Origin of the sequence: Sphingomonas sp. (assembly GCF_048595155.1) — a bacterium.
Lineage (GTDB): Bacteria > Pseudomonadota > Alphaproteobacteria > Sphingomonadales > Sphingomonadaceae > Sphingomonas_I.
Window position 1 is genome coordinate 1 of sequence record NZ_JBMDXN010000012.1, and the last position, 15058, is coordinate 15058.

Consider the following 15058-nt stretch of genomic DNA (forward strand, 5'->3'; position numbering starts at 1 on the left):
GAGGTTGGAGGCGTATCCGGGCAGCTTCGCGAAGCCGAGCGGCCCGACCTGCAGCGATGCGAGTTCGATCGGCTGCAGCTGCTGCGCCTGCGCACCGCCACCCGCAACCTCCCCGATCGACTGCGCGGGCACGAGGCCCAAAGCCGCCGTCGTGCGCCGATCGACGAGGAGCGCCCCGGACCCGCTATCGACCACGGCGGACTGGCGGCGGCCGTTGAGCGTGACATCGATAACGACAAGGTTGTCGCGGAGTTCGAACGGGATGCTGACGGGCGTGTCGGGCAGCTGCGCGGGACGATCGGGTGCATTGGCTTCGGACTGCGATTGCGCCTGCGGATCATGCTCCGTCGCTGTCTGGGACTGTGCCGACCCGGTCCAGAGGCCGGCCGCGAGCGCCGCGCCGAGCAGGGGCCGAAGAGTTTTCTGCACTGATGTTCCAATCCTTGTTTCGCGCCTTGGCCCTAGGCGAGATGGGTTATGCGGGGATCCCGGATCGCGAAAATGACGCGCTCCGATCCGAACGGTGTCTTACGCACGGGGCCGGGCGTTGGTTACGCCGAGATGTGGCGGCTCCGCGCGGCGCAAGCTAGTGCTGTCTCGGGTGGTTCTGCGTTGCTCAAACAGGAACGGTGCGCGCGGCCGGCTCGCAGATTACAACCCTCAGCCGCGAGGGGCGGATGATGCGTCAACGCGCCTTTCGCCGGCGGGTCGGAGCCCGGAAGCTGGGCGGCTTGCCGGCAATCCATCGCAGGAAGCGGGCTACGTCGTCCCGCGCGCGCAGCTGATCCATCGTCGGATAGGAGGCCGCGAGTTCGCGGTTGGTGACGAAGGCATGGATGGTGCGATGACAGATGGGGTGCACAGGCACGGTCTGCGTGCCGCCTTCGCTTTTGGGGACAAGGTGATGCTGCTCCACGGCTTGCCCGAGCGGCCGGTCGCAGAGCGCGCAGCGGGCGTCCTCGGGCGCCCGCGCCAGCCTGGCTTGCGCCTCTGCCATCCCCTGCCTTCGTTTGACGCGACCGCCCATACGGGGAGGATATAGGAGGTACGGGCGCCCTTTCGAGCGGAATGGCGGTTGGACGGCGGCGCTCAAGCGAGGGTGAGGTACAGCTCCGCTTCGATCACCCAATTCTGCCCTGAATGGCGCCATTTGGCGGTGTAGGTGCCGGTGGCCCGCACGCCGTTGCCAGCGGCGGGCACGCCTTTCCAATCGCCATATTCGAGCGCGATTGGTTCGACCGGCGACAGCGTGATGGCGGTGGGCGTGCGAATGTAGATCGTCCGATCCGCGGCGGCGAACTCCCGCTTCCACGCCAGCAGCTGCGCCTTGCGACCCGAGAGCAACGCGCTGTCGGTTCCGGTCACGAGGATCGCGGCGGGCGCGAGAATGTCCTGGATCGGCTCCAGGTCGCCCCGCGCCAGTGCCGCGTTGAAGGCGGCGCGTCGCATACGGATGTCAAGGTCGGCGGGTGTGCTCATGAGGCGCTTCTACTGCGCTTCGGTGGGCAGGCCAGCCTGGCGTCCGGCGCGAGACGCTGCATCCCCGGCGATCCTCCGCTAGGCAGCGGGCCATGGCGCGGACTGGCAGGAGATATGGCGGCAAAACGGCACGGGCACGCCGAGCGCGCCGGCGGGCGATCTGGCAGCTTGTGGTTGTCGGTGCCGTCGCCGTCATAGCGGGCATCGTCCTGTCCGGACGGTGGCCGTGGCCGACGCCGCCGCCCAATGTCGATCGGCCGATGACGATGGCCGCGGCGCGGGCCTCGAATGCGCTGATCCCGATCGATCCGAGCCGTCGCGGGCGGGCAGCCGGCTTCCATCTGCGCAAGCGGCCGGCGGCGGCGCGGCGGGCGGTGGAATGCCTTGCCACCGCGGCCTTGTATGAGGTGGGCGATGACCCGCAAGGGCAGCGGGCCGTCATGCAGGTGATCCTCAATCGGGTGCGCGCGCGTGGCTTCCCCGGCACGGTCTGCGGCGTGGTGTATCAGGGTTCCACGCGGGCGACGGGCTGCCAATTCTCCTTCACCTGCGATGGATCGGTGCAGCGCCGCCCGATCCGGGCCGGCTGGGCCGGCGCCCGGCGGAGAGCACGCGCCGCGCTTACCGGCGCGGTGGACGAGGATGTCGGCCGCGCCACGCATTATCATGCCGACTGGGTGGTGCCGTACTGGCGCGATTCGATGGTCAAGATCGCGCGGGTGGGGCCCCATCTCTTCTATGTGCGGCGGCGCTGAGGGGATGGCTAGAGCTGCCTGCGGTTGCGCGGTGCGGCCCCGATCATGCCGGCAACAGAACCGGGTGCGAGGCGTCGGGCCGACATCGACGATGGCTTGCTCTCTGCGGATCGACATAGCATCACACGGGCGTGACCAAATATCTCATCTCGTTCCCAAGCAAAGCGATGGTCGTCACCGATGACGAGCTGCCGATCGTGGCTGCCGATGCGCATGCCGTGATAGAAGACGCCAAGGCCGCTGGCGTCTACGTCTTTGGCGGCGGCATTGCAGAGCAGGTCGACCCCATATTGGTGTCTGGCGACGGCACGGTTTCTACCAGCATCTATCCCGGCAGTGATCTAAACGGCGGCTTTACCGTGCTGGAACTGCCCACCCGCGACGATGCCGTGGCATGGGCGAGGAAGATCGCGGTCGCCTGCCGCTGCGCTCAAGAGCTGCGCGAGTTCATGGACGATCCGAGCAGCTGAGACGCGGCGGGCTTCGCGCCTTGGGCGCAGCCCCTGCTCATCTGCCGCGCGCCGGATCGACCGTCCGTCCACCCCTCCGGACGAGAGGAACCTTCGAGAGACGCCGTTTGGGTTCAAGCGGTATCACGCTCGTCCAACGGATCATGAGGCACTGCCAAGAAACTCCCCCACTTCCGTGAAGAAGCGCCTGGGCTGCTCGATCCAGGGAAGGTGACCCGCATTGACATAGACCGACAATCGGGAACCGGGGACGGCGTCGTGAAGATGCAGTGCCGCCGGATACGGACACATCATGTCGGCGGTGCCGTTGATGATGAGCAGCTTCGACGTGATCGTGTGGGCTAAAGCGAGCTGGTTCTCGTGTTTCTCGAGGTCGGCATCCTGTTCGGCAGAAAGCGCCCAGGACGAATAATGTAGGTTGCGTTGGGCCGCGTTGAGGATGGGGACGTATCGCGCTGGATCCGAAAAATAGATGGGGGTCATCGTATCGGCGGCCCGCGCCATGGCGTCATCGGACATCTTCGGCGGCATGGCCTGCAGCTGATGGACAGCCGCCGCGTATCGCGGATCGAGCTTCCATAGATCGAGCATGGCCGATCGCGTCCGACGCGCATCGGGGTCCCCCGCGACCCACCCATCGACGACCACCAGCTTGTTCAGATGGCGCGCATAATGTTCCGCATAGGCCAAGACGATCGTACCGGCGTCGGAGTGGCCGAACAGGTTGATCCTGTCCAACCCGAGCTTGATGCGCAGCGCATCGATATCGTCCGCCATCACGCGCTGCGACATGCGGCTCCGATCGGCCGGCCGCGACGATCCGCCGCTCCCGCGCGGATCGATATAGACGAGCGTCGCGCTCCGTTCGAGCGGCTGCAGCGTGTTCAGCAGATATTGGGAGGTGACGCCCCAGCCCGGTGCTTCCACGAAGGCGATCGGGCCATGGCCGCGCACGACATAGTGGATGTCGACCTCCCCAAGATGGACGGTGTGCGATCCGGGCTTGAGATCGGGCGATATCGGGGCCGCGGTGGCGGCCCCACAAAAGGCGATGGCCAGGATCCTTGCGGCCATTGAGGCCAATCGAACCATCATCTTCATCGCACGTCCCCGCACCGCCGATCAGGTTGCCCACCGCACATTGGCCAGCGCAGTTCCACAGACAGCCCTCTTTATTCAGGTGTATTGCCGGCAAACAATCAAAGACAATGAATTATATTCATTCGGGTTTGATAAGAATGATAACAACATTCTTGCAAGAATGATTATGCAGATCTTGGCTGCACTAGCAAAGTAGCGCGGTCGCCAACGTCGTTTCAACCGAAGATTGAACGTGAACAGTATGATGGGTGCCATCGAATGACGCGTCGGCGCACAGCGCCCACCCGGCGCCAGTTCCTGCATGCCATGGGCCGCGCGGGCGGCTATTCCGCGACCTATCTGTCGATGCAGGCGATGGGTCTGCTCTGCGATCCTGCCACGGCCCAGACGACGAAGCCCGATCTTCCCACCGGATCGGGCATCGGCAAACATGTGATCATCCTCGGCGCCGGCATTGCCGGGCTCGTTTCGGCCTTCGAGTTGCGCAGGGCCGGTTACCGGGTGACGATCTTCGAAGCGCGTGACCGGGTCGGCGGGCGCGTGTGGAGTCTACGCGACGGCGACCGGGTGGAGCAGATCGATCGGCCGGACCAGATCTGCCGCTTTTCGCAAGGCCTTTACATGAATGCCGGCGCCGCTCGGCTGCCGACGGCGCACCGGACGATCCTCGGCTACGCCAAACAATTCGACGTGCCGCTGGAGGTGATGGTCAACGTCGATCGCTCCACGCGGTGGGATTATCGCGGCAATGAGGTCGAGGATCGACAAGCCATCAACGACACCAAAGGCCGCATCGCTGAGCTGCTGGAGAAGAGCCTTGCCGGCGACAGTCTCGATACGGCGATGACGCTGGACGACAAGGAAAAGCTCAAGACCTATCTCAGGCTATGGGGCGCGCTCGGCAAGGATGGCAGCTATTCGGGTTCCAGCCGGGCCGGGTATAAGGTCGCTCCGGGCGGATATGCCCATCCGCCGCAGCCGATGGACCCGCTGACCCTGCACCGGATCATCGAGGACGGCTTCTGGAGCGGCAACGTCTCCTTCGAAGAGGTGTTCGAACAGCAGGCGCCGATGTTTCAGCCGATCGGTGGCATGGACCGTATCGCCGAAGCTCTCCATCAGCAGGTGCGGGATCATGTTCGCCTCCACACCCCGGTGGAGGGGGTGGACCAGCTGGAACATGGCGTCCGCGTCGTACTGGCAGACGGCCGCATGGTCGAGGGCGATTACGTCCTCTGCACCTTGCCCGCGACGATGGTGAAGAGGCTGAAGATGCAGCTATCTCCGGCCAAGAAGACCGCCCTGGCGAACACGGCATATGGCATATCGACCAAGGTGGCGTGGGAGGCGCCACGCTTTTGGCAGGATGTGGGCATCATGGGCGGCCTTGCCTTCACCGATCAGCCGAGCGTGCAGGTCTGGTATCCCAGCGGAGACTGGTACAATCCACGCGGCGTGCTGATGGCGGCCTATTCGTCCGGATCCTATTATGGCGATGCGGTCGCAAAATTCGCCGCCATGACGGCCGACCAGCGGTTCGCGATCACGAAAGACGTGCTCGAACGGATGCACCCGGGCAAGTCGGGTTTACTGGAAAAGCCGCTGACCGTTTCGTGGACGCAGACGCCGTGGAGCGAGGGCGTAGCCGCCGAGTGGAAATCCGAGCAGCGCGCGACCGATTATGCCGAACTTTGCAGACCCGAGGGCCGCGTCTTCTTTGCGGGCGAACATCTGAGCTATATCGGATCGTGGCAGGAAGGCGCGGCGCTGTCTGCCTTCGAAGCGATCAAGCTGCTGGCAAGGCGTGTGGCGGACGACCATGTCGTGACCCTCAAAAAGGCCTAAACGAAGGCCGCGTAACGCGTGGCGGCACATGCTCATCACGTCTCGAGCGGTGCATCAACCCCGGCGTGATAGCGAGCGAACCGTCAAGGCGTTCACTGGCGTTTCGAACGACCATGCGTTCGACAAGTCGCCGATGTTACGTTTGTACGCTCACGACATGGGCGGCTCCCGACATGGAATGGTCGAGAAAATCTACCTCCTAAGCGGGAGCGGCATGAAGCCGGTGATGGCCAGGGCGCGTCCTTGCGGATCTACGGCGATGCCGACCATCGCCGTGCCGTTGTCGAACGTCGCGAGGTACATGTCGGCGCCCATCCTGACATCGCGGAAGGTCAGGGATTTTAGGGCGCCGTAGCGGGCGCGCTGTTCCAGGACGAACGGCAGCGAGCGATGCGCCATTTCGACCGCGTCGGGAGCGAACAGGGCGTCGTCGATCTTGCCGGTCGCGTACATGGCGATGACGCGTTTCAGTGCCGCTTCGCTCCCCGGAAGCGGCACGGTGCGCGGAGCGAATGTTTGCTCGCGCGATGCGGCGGCGATATCCGCGGCGGGCGCCTGGCCGAGCGCCTTCAGCGCGGCAGCAAGCGCGTCCGCCGACGGAACCTTGATGTCCGGCGCGACGCCTGCGCCTTCCCAATTGGTCTTGGTGATGGGGCTTTCGGGCCTTCCGGCGAGCATCGCCACCATGAAGTCATGGCCCAGACTGACCGGACCGACGGGGTTGGCGCCGCCGCCCGTTACCTCGCCCACCAAGGTGGCGCGTTTCATCGTCTTCATGTCGTAGGCGAACTCTTCGCCGCCCGAGAAGGTAGCTTTGCTGGTCAGGACGTAGACGGGCACCTTGGCAAAGGTGAAGGGCGTGGAGACGGTGGTGGTGCGATCGCGCGTGAATTCGCGCGTAGCGGGCGTCCGGTTGACGAACTCGATGATCGTGACGGGCGGTCCCGGCGGGAGCAGGTAGCTGACGAGATAGGCGACCGCCTCCGGCGCCCCGCCGCCGTTGCGCCGCGCATCGATTATCAACGCGCGGCTTCCCTTGAGCGTGGCAAGGGCGCGATCCAACGCCGGCTTGAACACTGGCGGCGGCGGGAATCCCGAAACCTCGACATAGCCGATGTCGTCGGCGAGCTTGTCGGCGCGGACGATGCCGGCCTCGTCGCGAAAGGGCGGACCCGCGCCTGGCCTTGGACCGGGCGATCCGGATGTTTGCGAGATGACGCGCAGGTGCTTGTCATGCGCGACGGCGGCGAGATCAGCGGTCAGTCGGGCAGCAAGCGCGGCAGTATCGTTCAGCGCATCATAATCCCCTCGCGCGAGCGCCGCCGTCAGGGCGGCGGCGGCCTGTTCGCCGACTTCGGGAAAAACATAATTGTCGCGCATCGCGTCGGCGAGCTTCTGAACCACCGCCTGCCGCACGACAGGATCAAGCGCTTGGGCGGGGGCGGTTGCTGGTGGCGGAGCCGGCTGCGCCACGGCGACAGCGGGCAGAAACGCCCAAAGCGAGGCACAGGCGATTAAGCGGAGGCGAAGGGTCATGGCGAAACTCCTCTCTCTCATGCGGGCGCCCGTCGACGTGACCGCCGATCCTGTCGCCTCTCCTATCCACTACTTATGTAGATTTACAAGTCAAGCCAGCCGATATGGGAGATATGCCATGGCGGCCTGACCCGACAATCGACAGCCTATGCCGCCGCCGCTACACGATAGCGCATGAGGGGGAGCGATATGGGGCAGGGTCATCCGGGCGCGTACATAGGGTATCTGATCACCGCGATCGTGGTGTGCATCATCCTGGTCTTCCGCTTCCGGTCGATGCGGCGGGTGCAAAAATTGCGGCTGGAGCGGTTGTGGGTGGTGCCGGCGCTGTATGCGCTGGTGACGGCGACGGTGCTGTACCAATCGATGCCAAGGGGTCTGCAATGGCTGTACGTGCTGATCGCTTTGGCCGTTGGCGCGTTGCTGGGATGGCGGCGCGGGGCGATGATGCGGATCAGCGTCGATCCCGAGACACACGCGCTGAACCAGCAGGCATCGCCCGCGGCGATGCTGTTCATCCTGGTTCTGATCATCATCCGGCAGGGCTTGCGGATGGAAGCCAGCACGCTGGGCTTCAACCTGGCGTTCGTGACCGATCTGCTGGTCGTCTTCGCGTTGGGCCTGTTCGCGGCCACGCGGCTGGAAATGTATCTGCGGGCGCGACGCCTGCTGGAACAGGCGCGGGCTGCCCCGGCGCAGCGGTGAGATCATCTAATCAGAAAAACGGTTCCCGAAAATTCCGGCGAGACAGAAGAATAAGCCCATGGGGAAGAGAAAAATGGGACCGTCCCAAAGAGCCCCTACGGCATCGATGCTGGCACCGATCCGAGGGTCTTCCGGGCGATAGAGCACGGTGACGCGATCGCCGACCTTATATCCCCCGATCCACCCGCCTTGCGGAAATTGCTCTTTTTGACCGCTTCGAGTGACGAATTCGATCTGAGGATGGCTGCCGCCAAAGGGGGTCGCATAAACGAGGCCGGGCGCGCGTGCCGCTTCCTGCACGAAACGGCGGGTGGATAGCGCCGACAGGGCTGCACCGATCAGCATTGCGATTCCGGCGATCGAAAAGATAATCGACTTCATGGCCGCTCCTGCGTGTACCATTATCCCCCGTGAAATCATGCACAAGGGATTGAGGATGGCAGGGTGGACGAAGGCAGCCGCGGCGATGTGGGCGGGGGCGGCCCTGCTTGGCACCGCCCTGCCCGCGGCGCCGCCCGCCGCGCCGGTCACCGCCCCCGCGGACGGCCACGGCGCCTATGCCACCCAGACGTATCGCAACCTGTTCACCGAACAGCTTGGCCATAGCCAAGCGGAGAGCCGTGCCAAGATCGAGCATGCCTTCCGTCAATTCTTTCACGGCGACGGCCAGGAGCAGCGCGTCTATTTCGAGACCGGCGCCAATGCGAAAGGCCCGCTCGCCTACATTACCGACTGGGCCAACAACGACGCGCGCAGCGAAGGCATGAGCTATGGCATGATGATCGCCGTCCAGCTCGACAAAAAGCGCGAATTCGACGCCTTATGGAACTGGTCCAAGACCTACATGCTGACGACGGACCCGAAAAACCCGTCGATCGGCTATTTTGCCTGGTCGATGGGTACCGACGGCACGCCACGTGCGACCGGCGCCGCCCCGGATGGCGAGGAATATTATGCGATGGCGCTGTATTTCGCGGCGCATCGCTGGGGCAATGGCAAGGGCATCTACAACTACCAGGCGGAGGCGGACACGATCCTGCGGGGTATGCGCCACCATCCGACGCTGACCGCCACCCCGCCCTTCCGCATCCATCCCAGTGATCCGCCGTTCGTCGAACCGGCGACGCCGTGGCCAAGCCCGAACAACCGCGCCGCCCAGGCGGAGGCCGAGAAAGCGGGCAAGCCGTGGCCACCGGTGCGCCCGGCCCGCGTGCCGCGCCCGGTGACGGTCGGGCCGATGGTGGACGAGGCGAGCGCGATGGTCCGCTTCGTGCCGGAAACAAGCATCGGCGGCACCGACGCCTCCTATCATCTGCCGGCTTTTTACGAGCTGTGGGCACGCTGGGGCCCGGCGGAGGATCGGGCTTTCTGGGCTCGCGCGGCGCGGGTCAGCCGCGACTTCTTCGTGCAGGTGGCTGACGCCAAGACCGGCCTGGCCCCCGATCGCAGCCATTTCGACGGCCGGCCAATGCCGGGGTGGGACGGCGAGCCCGGATCCTTCGCCTATGACAGCTGGCGCACCGCCAGCAACTGGTCCGTCGACCATGCCTGGTGGGGCAAGGATCCGCGCCAGCAGGCGCTGAGCGACCGCATCCAGGGATTCCTGCACGGGCAAGGGATCAAGACGTTCGCCGATCGCTACACGCTTGACGGCAAGCCGCTCTCCACCCGCCATTCGGCCGGCATGGTCGCAGCGACCGCAGTGGGCGGATTTGCGGCGACCCCGGGGCCCGTGTCCAAGGCCTTCCTGCAGGAATTGTGGGACATGCCCGTGCCCGCCGGCGAACAGCGTTATTTCGATGGGATGCTGTATCTGATGAGCCTGATGCATTGCGCGGGCGAATTCCGGATCATCGCGCCGCGATCGCAGGGGTGAGATAGTGGCGGATATCGAACTCGAAATCGCCACGTTCGATAATTTCAACGAAGCCAATTACCTGCGCGCCAACCCCGACGTGGCGCGGCATGTGCAGGCGGGAGGCGACGCCTTCACCCATTTTCGCCGCCACGGGCAGAAGGAGCAGCGCAAACAAATCCGGCCTTCGCCGGAGGAACGCGTGCGCCGAGGGGAGAGGCGGTATGAGCGGTTCCGGCATCTGCTGGATCCGGCATGCGGCGCCGGCGGCGACTTCCGCTTCCTGGATATGCCGAGCATTTTCCCCATTCTCTATGGGCTCAAGGCGCTGGACCTCAGCCTCTATGAAGGGGAGTCCGCAAATTGCGGCTTCGGGCCGTTCATCGACGACATGCGGGCCAATCCCGACAAGCTGTACATGGATATCGGCTGCGGCCGGCGCGAGCGGATCGAGCCCAACTGCCTCTATCTGGACGTGTATCGATCGGTTTCGGCCGATATCGTGATGGAGCCGGCCTGCCGTTATCCGATCGCGTCCAGCATGCTGGACGGCATCGGCTGCTTCGCGGTGCTGGAACATGTCACGCGGCCGTGGGAAGTGGCGCGGGAATTCCATCGGATGCTGAAGCCCGGCGGAAAGCTGTTCATCGATTGGCCGTTCCTGCAGCCGGTCCACGGCTATCCCAGCCATTATTATAATGCGACGCGCGAGGGCCTGCGCACGATGTTCGCGGACGGCTTCGATGTGGCTGAACTGCGCACATTCGACAATCAGACACCCGATCACATGGTCAGCTGGATTTTGCACGACCTGATCGACAGCGTGACCGACCCCGCGCTGAGGGCACAGGTGCTGGACATGAGTCTCGGCGCGTTGCTCGCCGAGCGACCGGGCGGCGCCTTCTGGCAGCAGATCCTCGCGCACTTGCCGCCCGCCTGCATCGAACGGCTGGCATGCGGCAACACGCTGGTAGCGACGAAGATCTAAGACCGGCGGCCGGTTAGACGCCTTCCGGCATATCCACCGGCCCGATCACCTCGCGATAGCGCGAGACGGCATAGCGATCGGTCATGCCGGCGATGAAATCCCCGATATGGCGGGTGCGGGCGGGCTCGTCGGCCGGCAGGCGGGCGGCCCATTCGGACGGCAGCATGGCCGGATCCGAGAGGTAAGCGCGCGCGAGACCGGCGACGATCACGTGTGCCTGTTCCGCCACCGCCACCTGCTGGGGGTGGTGATAGAGCCGCGCATACATGAAGCGCTTCAGCGTGCGTTCGGCCGCGGCCATGTCGGGCGAGAAGGCGATGAGCGGCGTAGCGGCCCGATGCACGTCGGCGATCGAGCGCGGGTTGGCGACGGCGATGCGGCGGCGGCTTTCGGCGAGCAGATCGGCGACCATGCGGCCGATCTGATTGCGGATCAGCTCGCTGCGGAGCGCGCTGTCGCTGCAATCGGGCCAGCGCGCGCGCGCCGCCTCCCAGCCTTCCGCCACCAGCGGCACGGTGCGCGCCTCGTCCAGCGACAATAAGCCGGCGCGGATGCCGTCATCGATATCGTGATTGTCGTAGGCGATATCGTCGGCGAGGGCTGCGACCTGGGCCTCGAGCGAGGGTTGCCCGGCCAGATCCAGCGGCCAGTCGGCGTCGATCTCCGCCAGCGCCCAGGGAGGATCGGCGACCGGGCCATTATGCTTGGCCAGCCCTTCGATCATCTCCCAGCTCAGGTTGAGGCCGGGGTGATGCGAGTAAGGCGATTCGAGGCGCGTCAGCACGCGCAAGGTGTGGGCATTGTGATCGAAGCCACCTGCCCCGGCCATCGCCTCCTTCAGGGCATCCTCGCCCGCATGGCCAAAGGGCGGATGGCCGATATCATGGGCCAGGCACAGCGCCTCGGTCAGATCCTCGTTCAGGTCGAGCGCGCGCGCGATCGTGCGGCCGATCTGCGCAACCTCCAAGCTGTGGGTCAGCCGGACGCGGAAATGATCGCCGTCGGGCGCCACGAACACCTGCGTCTTGTGGCGCAGCCGGCGAAAGGCGATCGAGTGGACAATACGATCACGATCGCGCTGATATTCGTCGCGCTGGCCGCGATTGCTGGCGGACGCCAGCGCATAACGCCGTCCGCGGGTGAGCGCCGGATCGGCAGCGAAGGGGGCGAGCGCCATGCGCGCCAGATGGGAGCTGCGCGCCGGAAAGTCGAGCTTAGTTCACGCGCTCGACCGGATCCCCCGCCGCCGTTTCGACGCGGAATGTGCCAAAGCCCTCTTTCTTGCGCGCCGTCACCCAATCCTGCGCGGCGTCAGAAGTTGGGAACGGCCCAATCATCAGCCGGTTGGTGAAGCGATAATGGGTGGTCCACGGCGTCCTGCCGGCCAGCTGCTTGGGCCATTTGGCCTTGAGTTGATCCCATGCGCGATCGAGGTCGTTCTTATTGGCCCCGCCCGCGACCTGAACCCAATGACGCGCGGGATTCTTCTTCTCGGCGGCACGTTTCTCCGCCTCCTCCTCGCGCTTGGCCTTGGCGGCGGCGAGCGCATCGGCCTTGCGCTTTTCGGCGGCACGCGCCTTCGCATCCTGCCGGGCCTGTGCCGCCAGCTCTTCGCGCGTGGGCGCAGGTGGGCCGGCGCTTACGGCCGGGGCCACGGTGGCAGTAGCGGGCATGGTCGCCTGAGGCTGGCGGATCGGCGACGCCGCCTGGGCCTGGACCTGCGGCCGCGGCGTGGGTTGCGCCGCGGCGGCGGCCCTCACCTCTGAAAAGGTCTGGACGGGCGCCGACGGAGCCAGCGTGGCCTGATCCACCTGGATGCGGGGCGCGGCGATCTGCGCCGGTTTCGCTTCGGGCGGCGTATCGCCCGGGAAGCGGCCAAGATGAACGGCAGCGGCCTTGTCCGCCATTTTCAGGGTCGCCAGGCGCGGCAGATAAGGTGCCAGCATCGCCACCTGATTGGACGGCATCACCAGGGGCGCATCATGCTGCGCGCTGGCGAGATCGCCGGTCATGGCGTAGACAAAAACGCGATCGCGCCAGGCGGGCACGTCCTGCTTGCGCAGCAGCGGATCCAACGTCGCCATGGCCGCCGCGCGATCGCCGCCGATGGCCTGGCTCAAGGCCAGCCTGCGGGTCAGTTCGTCGCTGGGGTGCGCCTGCAGCGCGAGCATATAATCGGCCTGGGCCCGCCTGGGAGAACCCCGCAGATCATAAGCGAGGCCGCGATCGCCCGCGATATCGATCACCGGCACGCCCAGATTGACGGCATCGTTGAACAAGCGGAGCGCAGCCCGCGCATTGCCATTGGCAAGCATCGTTTCGGCAAGCCCGGCCTTCACCTGGCCATTGCGCGAATCCAGCACGTCCGCGCGCGAGAAGAAGCCCGCCGCGGCATTGGTATCGCCGACATCCAGCGCGGCCTTGCCGGCGCCCGCCAGGGCCGCCACATCATCCGGGGCCGTGGCGAGAATGCGCAGGTAGCGCGACAGCGCTTCGGCCGAATCGCCTCGGTTGGCCGCAGCCTGGGCCAGCTGCAGCATGTTGGACACGGCCGTCGAGGCGGTTTGGGCGGGCTGCAACACCTCATCCTGCGCGGCGGCGGAGACGGGCGAACAGAGCGAGCTCGCCATCAGGGCAAGCGCAGGAATCATCGATCGGGGGGACACCCCGCTCTTCAAGCGACTTGGTCGCCTAGTTGCAAGGGTTGCACCTGCGCCCGTCGTTCAACCGTGGCGGGGCGGCGACGAAGCCGCCCCGGCCAGATCATTGATTGTTTTGACGATTCAGGAAGCGCGGAATGTCGAGCGGATCGCGCGGGCCTTCCTCTTCCTGCTCGTCCGTGCCGCTCATCTTGGCGGATCCGCGTGCCATGCTGGACATGCGTTCGAACAGCGTACCGCCACGCGCAGGAGCCGGTGCGGGCGCAGGAGCCGGCGCAGACGCCGCATCCTCATCGGCGTCCTGCAACCAACGGCGCGGTCCGGACCGAACCGGCGCCGGCTGGGGTGCAAGGGCCGGCGTCGGATCGGCCTCAACCCGCGGCGTGCTCACCCGGGTATCGTCGCCCAAGACCAGCTCGTCCTCGTCGGCCGGGCTGGAGGCCGTGGTGGGCGCAGGCGGCGTCGGCTCGTTGAGGTTGAGCGTCGGCGCGTCCGGCGCACGGGCCGGGGCCGGTGCGGGCTCGCTGCCCGGAGCGCGCGCCTCCGTCCGGCTGCGCGGCGGGAAATTCAGCGGCTTGGCCGGTTCCGGCATCGCGCTGGCTTCCGCCTCGATCCCGGTGGCGACCACGGACACGCGGATGCGGCCTTCCAGATCATTGTTGAAGGCGGAGCCCCAGATGATGTTGGCATCCGGATCGACCAGATCCTTGATGTGGTTGGCGGCCTCGTCGACCTCCAGCAGGCGCATATCGTCGCCGCCGGTGATGGAGACGATGACGCCCTTGGCGCCCTTCATGCTGACGCCATCCAGCAGCGGGTTGGCGATCGCCTTTTCGGCCGCCTCGATCGCGCGATTGTCGCCCGACGCTTCGCCGGTGCCCATCATCGCCTTGCCCATCTCGCTCATCACAGAGCGGACGTCGGCGAAGTCGAGGTTGATCAGGCCGGGCATGACCATCAGGTCGGTGATGCCGCGCACGCCCTGCTGCAGCACCTGATCCGCCATCAGGAACGCTTCCTTGAAGGTCGTGTTCGGATTGGCGATCAGAAACAGATTCTGGTTCGGGATGACGATCAGCGTGTCGACATGCTTCTGCAGCTCATTGATGCCGGCATCGGCCGACTTCATCCGGCGCGAGCCTTCGAAGCTGAACGGCTTGGTCACCACGCCAACTGTCAGGATGCCCTTTTCGCGCGCAAGCTTGGCGATGACGGGCGCCGCGCCGGTGCCGGTACCGCCGCCCATGCCGGCCGCGATGAAGCACATGTGCGCACCTTCCAGCGCTTTCTCCACCTGATCCATCGTCTCTTCGGCGGCGGCGCGGCCGATCTCCGGACGCGAACCGGCGCCGAGACCTTGCGTGATCTTCATGCCGAGCTGGATGCGGCTTTCGGCGGGCGAGGCGTTCAAGGCCTGCGCATCCGTATTGGCGACGATGAAGTCGACGCCCTGCACTTCGGACGCGATCATGTTGGCGATCGCATTGCCGCCGGCCCCGCCGACGCCGATCACACTGATGCGCGGTTTCAGCTCATCGACCTCGGGCCGGAGGAATTCGATCGCCATGTTAGTCTCCAATTCGTCAGCATCTAGCTGTGTTATCGCAAAGTGCCCCAAGTGATTCGCCGGTGCGAGCGCTTTTTGGGGTTAGGGCTATCTTTCC

At 65.6% G+C, this 15058-nt stretch carries 15 protein-coding genes; 6 read left to right on the forward strand and 9 right to left on the reverse strand.

Features of this window, described 5'->3' with window-relative positions; translation table 11 throughout:
• The 3 genes from ACOJSI_RS02350 to ACOJSI_RS02360 form a co-directional block, all read right to left on the reverse strand.
• On the reverse strand, positions 1-429 hold a 429-nt coding region (locus ACOJSI_RS02350; RefSeq protein WP_420136651.1), incomplete at its 3' end, for an aspartyl protease family protein.
• Between the two features lie 256 nt (positions 430-685).
• The gene (locus tag ACOJSI_RS02355) at positions 686-997 is read right to left on the reverse strand and encodes an HNH endonuclease (protein WP_420136652.1); all 312 of its coding nucleotides are present in this window, start codon (positions 995-997) and stop codon (positions 686-688) included.
• 92 nt (positions 998-1089) lie between these two features.
• Entirely contained in the window at positions 1090-1479 is a 390-nt protein-coding gene (locus ACOJSI_RS02360; protein WP_420136653.1) for a nuclear transport factor 2 family protein, read from the reverse strand.
• 170 nt (positions 1480-1649) lie between these two features.
• On the opposite strand from ACOJSI_RS02360, the gene ACOJSI_RS02365 reads away from it, so the two are divergent.
• The gene (locus ACOJSI_RS02365; protein WP_420136654.1) at positions 1650-2234 is read left to right on the forward strand and encodes a cell wall hydrolase; all 585 of its coding nucleotides are present in this window, start codon (positions 1650-1652) and stop codon (positions 2232-2234) included.
• A gap of 131 nt (positions 2235-2365) precedes the next feature.
• Positions 2366-2704 carry a YciI family protein gene (locus ACOJSI_RS02370; RefSeq protein ID WP_420136655.1) on the forward strand — a complete coding sequence of 113 codons (339 nt, stop codon included), beginning with the start codon at positions 2366-2368 and terminating at the stop codon, positions 2702-2704.
• Positions 2705-2845: 141 nt separating this feature from the next.
• On the opposite strand, the gene ACOJSI_RS02375 is transcribed toward ACOJSI_RS02370, so the two are convergent.
• Positions 2846-3778, reverse strand: a complete 933-nt coding sequence (locus ACOJSI_RS02375) for an alpha/beta fold hydrolase (protein WP_420136656.1) — start codon at positions 3776-3778, stop codon at positions 2846-2848.
• A gap of 285 nt (positions 3779-4063) precedes the next feature.
• Here ACOJSI_RS02375 and ACOJSI_RS02380 point away from each other — a divergent pair, with 285 nt between their 5' ends.
• Positions 4064-5650, forward strand: a complete 1587-nt coding sequence (locus ACOJSI_RS02380) for a flavin monoamine oxidase family protein (protein WP_420136657.1) — start codon at positions 4064-4066, stop codon at positions 5648-5650.
• Positions 5651-5842: 192 nt separating this feature from the next.
• On the opposite strand, the gene ACOJSI_RS02385 is transcribed toward ACOJSI_RS02380, so the two are convergent.
• Positions 5843-7186, reverse strand: a complete 1344-nt coding sequence (locus ACOJSI_RS02385) for a S41 family peptidase (RefSeq protein ID WP_420136658.1) — start codon at positions 7184-7186, stop codon at positions 5843-5845.
• Between the two features lie 189 nt (positions 7187-7375).
• On the opposite strand from ACOJSI_RS02385, the gene ACOJSI_RS02390 reads away from it, so the two are divergent.
• Positions 7376-7891, forward strand: a complete 516-nt coding sequence (locus ACOJSI_RS02390) for a hypothetical protein (protein WP_420136659.1) — start codon at positions 7376-7378, stop codon at positions 7889-7891.
• A 6-nt stretch (positions 7892-7897) separates the two neighbouring features.
• Here the strand turns inward: ACOJSI_RS02390 and ACOJSI_RS02395 are convergent, their stop codons facing one another.
• Entirely contained in the window at positions 7898-8311 is a 414-nt protein-coding gene (locus tag ACOJSI_RS02395; RefSeq protein WP_420136660.1) for a DUF3592 domain-containing protein, read from the reverse strand.
• A gap of 16 nt (positions 8312-8327) precedes the next feature.
• Between ACOJSI_RS02395 and ACOJSI_RS02400 the strand changes: the two genes are divergently transcribed.
• Together ACOJSI_RS02400 and ACOJSI_RS02405 are read left to right on the forward strand one after the other, a co-directional pair.
• Positions 8328-9767, forward strand: a complete 1440-nt coding sequence (locus tag ACOJSI_RS02400; RefSeq protein WP_420136661.1) for a glycosyl hydrolase family 8 — start codon at positions 8328-8330, stop codon at positions 9765-9767.
• 4 nt (positions 9768-9771) lie between these two features.
• Positions 9772-10734: a class I SAM-dependent methyltransferase gene (locus tag ACOJSI_RS02405; RefSeq protein WP_420136662.1), complete on the forward strand. Its 963-nt coding sequence runs from the start codon at positions 9772-9774 to the stop codon at positions 10732-10734.
• A 13-nt stretch (positions 10735-10747) separates the two neighbouring features.
• On the opposite strand, the gene ACOJSI_RS02410 is transcribed toward ACOJSI_RS02405, so the two are convergent.
• From ACOJSI_RS02410 to ftsZ, 3 genes are all read right to left on the reverse strand, one after another.
• Positions 10748-11911 carry a deoxyguanosinetriphosphate triphosphohydrolase gene (locus tag ACOJSI_RS02410; protein WP_420136663.1) on the reverse strand — a complete coding sequence of 388 codons (1164 nt, stop codon included), beginning with the start codon at positions 11909-11911 and terminating at the stop codon, positions 10748-10750.
• A 37-nt stretch (positions 11912-11948) separates the two neighbouring features.
• Positions 11949-13364 (reverse strand): SPOR domain-containing protein, encoded by a 1416-nt coding sequence (locus ACOJSI_RS02415; RefSeq protein ID WP_420136664.1) that lies wholly within the window; start codon positions 13362-13364, stop codon positions 11949-11951.
• Positions 13365-13497: 133 nt separating this feature from the next.
• The gene (gene ftsZ / locus ACOJSI_RS02420) at positions 13498-14961 is read right to left on the reverse strand and encodes a cell division protein FtsZ (protein ID WP_420136665.1); all 1464 of its coding nucleotides are present in this window, start codon (positions 14959-14961) and stop codon (positions 13498-13500) included.
• Positions 14962-15058 lie beyond the last annotated feature (97 nt).

Bases quoted from the DNA above. Each gene is read 5' to 3' on its own strand.
- ACOJSI_RS02395 (WP_420136660.1), bottom strand. From the start codon at position 8,311: ATGATTTCACGGGGGATAATGGTACACGCAGGAGCGGCCATGAAGTCG.
- ACOJSI_RS02360 (WP_420136653.1), bottom strand. From the start codon at position 1,479: ATGAGCACACCCGCCGACCTTGACATCCGTATGCGACGCGCCGCCTTC.
- ACOJSI_RS02355 (WP_420136652.1), bottom strand. From the start codon at position 997: ATGGCAGAGGCGCAAGCCAGGCTGGCGCGGGCGCCCGAGGACGCCCGC.
- ftsZ (WP_420136665.1), bottom strand. From the start codon at position 14,961: ATGGCGATCGAATTCCTCCGGCCCGAGGTCGATGAGCTGAAACCGCGC.
- ACOJSI_RS02400 (WP_420136661.1), top strand. From the start codon at position 8,328: ATGGCAGGGTGGACGAAGGCAGCCGCGGCGATGTGGGCGGGGGCGGCC.
- ACOJSI_RS02390 (WP_420136659.1), top strand. From the start codon at position 7,376: ATGGGGCAGGGTCATCCGGGCGCGTACATAGGGTATCTGATCACCGCG.
- ACOJSI_RS02375 (WP_420136656.1), bottom strand. From the start codon at position 3,778: ATGGCCGCAAGGATCCTGGCCATCGCCTTTTGTGGGGCCGCCACCGCG.
- ACOJSI_RS02385 (WP_420136658.1), bottom strand. From the start codon at position 7,186: ATGACCCTTCGCCTCCGCTTAATCGCCTGTGCCTCGCTTTGGGCGTTT.
- ACOJSI_RS02380 (WP_420136657.1), top strand. From the start codon at position 4,064: ATGACGCGTCGGCGCACAGCGCCCACCCGGCGCCAGTTCCTGCATGCC.
- ACOJSI_RS02415 (WP_420136664.1), bottom strand. From the start codon at position 13,364: ATGGCGAGCTCGCTCTGTTCGCCCGTCTCCGCCGCCGCGCAGGATGAG.
- ACOJSI_RS02410 (WP_420136663.1), bottom strand. From the start codon at position 11,911: ATGGCGCTCGCCCCCTTCGCTGCCGATCCGGCGCTCACCCGCGGACGG.